Annotated in this window: 3 protein-coding genes; all 3 read right to left on the bottom strand. The window is 28.6% G+C overall.

Translation table 11 applies throughout. The features are described from left to right. A partial coding sequence (locus HGP29_RS28050) for a hypothetical protein (protein ID WP_211093440.1) occupies positions 1-205 on the bottom strand: 205 nt, incomplete at its 3' end. Positions 206-312: 107 nt separating this feature from the next. Next, positions 313-1,146, bottom strand: coding sequence for a hypothetical protein (locus HGP29_RS28045; protein WP_168885790.1), 834 nt, complete (start codon positions 1,144-1,146; stop codon positions 313-315). 31 nt (positions 1,147-1,177) lie between these two features. Beyond that, positions 1,178-1,603: a hypothetical protein gene (locus HGP29_RS28040; protein WP_168885789.1), complete on the bottom strand. Its 426-nt coding sequence runs from the start codon at positions 1,601-1,603 to the stop codon at positions 1,178-1,180. Between the last annotated feature and the right edge of the window lie 524 nt (positions 1,604-2,127).

Here is a 2,127-nt window from a genome sequence, read left to right as displayed (position 1 = left end):
TACTTAAGTCAAAAGAAACCCATACATTCCCTTCAACACCATTACTATAAGCTATTAAAGGATATTCTACATTTTTTTCTAAATACGATTCTAATTCTACAGTATTTTCAGGTGATACAAAAACTTTATCAGTTTCATTTTGCCCAAAAGTAATTAGTTTAGTCAATGTAAATACAACAACAAGGTGAATCAATTTTAATTTCATAAATATTCTATTTTTAGTTTAGTTTTATTACCTCCAACGTAATGGCTAAACTACGACCAGCGGGCGTGTCGACCGGTGGATGGAGGTTAGCTAATGTTATCTACTTTTTATACAATTAATGTACCTTCTTTATGTTGAAAGATAATATAGTCTTTAATATTACCTTTCTTATAGGCGTTACGTTTTCTTCCCACTTTCCGTGGTAATTTAATATCGTTTTTGACAAAAGAAATATTAATTATTTTCCCATGTTTTTCTAACTCTAATCTACAATTATCATCTTCAATTATATAATTTGTTATTATGCTTCCTGTAATATAATTTGATAAATCGTCCCATGTTTTATCTTCTCCTTGATTAGATATCCATGGTTTAGTTTTTCCATACAATTCCTCATCACATTCAACAACTCTGTCATCAACAATAATATAATCTCCTGCATTCCAAACTGAATATGTCAAATACTCATTATTACTAAGAAGAAAACCAAAGAATCCTGCTCCTCCCATCCCATAAGTACCTAAATATGGGTTGTAATCTACTACTGTTAAGCCTAAAATTTTATTTTTATCTAATTGATGAAGTAGTTTCGGACTGTTAAAAATTAACATTTCATCTTTTTCGATTTCTCCATATAGCATAAAAGCATCTTCATCTCCTTTTGGTAATCCAACTTCTGTAAACTCTAACCACCCCTCAAACTTCCACTTGGCTATATCCTTCTTTTTTACAACCATAGAATATTGCTCAACCTCACCTATTTTCAGGTTCAAATAATTATGCTTTTTTGTCATTGTTAGTTTAGTTGTAGATAACGTAAATGCTAAACTACGACAATCGGGTGCGTCACCCGGTGGTTGGAGATTAGCTGTTGTTGCAAAACGTTTAATTGTTACTGTCTGCTTAATTTGTGTTTGATTACATAACCATATAAAGGTCATTTTTAAAAATGAAGAAATCCAGTAATATAAGCTATTTTACAATACCATCTTCTGATAAATCTTCTACATCCCCAAAAATGTAATGTATTTTAGAATTTCTAGAAACATATCTCAAATCTATGGTTCTACTATTGAAACTATCTTTTAATACAACTTCATAGCTATTATTTACTTTTATTACTGAATCATTTAAGCTTATTGGTACACTACCATAAGAATTGAAGGTTATATAGAAACTATCTTTTTCATATGATACAATTGTGTAATATCCTCTATCGTTATTCAGTTCCTTAATCTTAAAATTTTTAGCCTTATCAAATGATAATACACTATATTTTCTAAAATTTTCAAATCTAAAGTAATCTCTTACATAGGATAGATAGAAAAGAATAAGAAATAAAATAAATATTTTTCTCTTAGCATGTACCTTATCTATATGTAATAAATTCTTCAACATTCATATTATCTTTAATACTTATTTTAAGACTATCAATTGAGAGGAAATTTATAAAAAATCAATTTCTTCGTATGGTTGAAAGATATGCCATGTTAGTTTACTGCAGAAGTATCCACCAATGTTTTGCAACGTAATGGCTAAACTACGTGTGAGGGTGCGTCACCCGAAACATGGAGTTTTAGCTGTTGTTGTGGAGTGTTTTTTAATTAATTAATATTCAAAACTAGCTTGTGGTAATAATATTACTATTTTCTTTTCTATGTTTTTTATCTATATAAATTCCGATTATTAATAATAGAAAACTACTTACTGGAAACGTCCTTAACAGTAAAAATATGAATTGTCCATCTCCAAAGTTTATTTTACTATTGGGTAATGTCCAAATGAATAAACATAAAGGATGAATTAGGAAAAATAGTTGAATTAAATACAATATAGTCCAGAAAGTCATACTACTATTTTTTCTTCGATGGCTCTTTCTTAAAAAAACAACTGTAGTTAAAAATAGTAATACCCCTAAAATT

The sequence above is a fragment of the Flammeovirga agarivorans genome (assembly GCF_012641475.1).
Classification (GTDB): Bacteria; Bacteroidota; Bacteroidia; order Cytophagales; family Flammeovirgaceae; genus Flammeovirga; species Flammeovirga agarivorans.
Note: the sequence above shows the minus strand (reverse complement) of the source record. Positions and strands in the feature narration are given on the sequence as shown.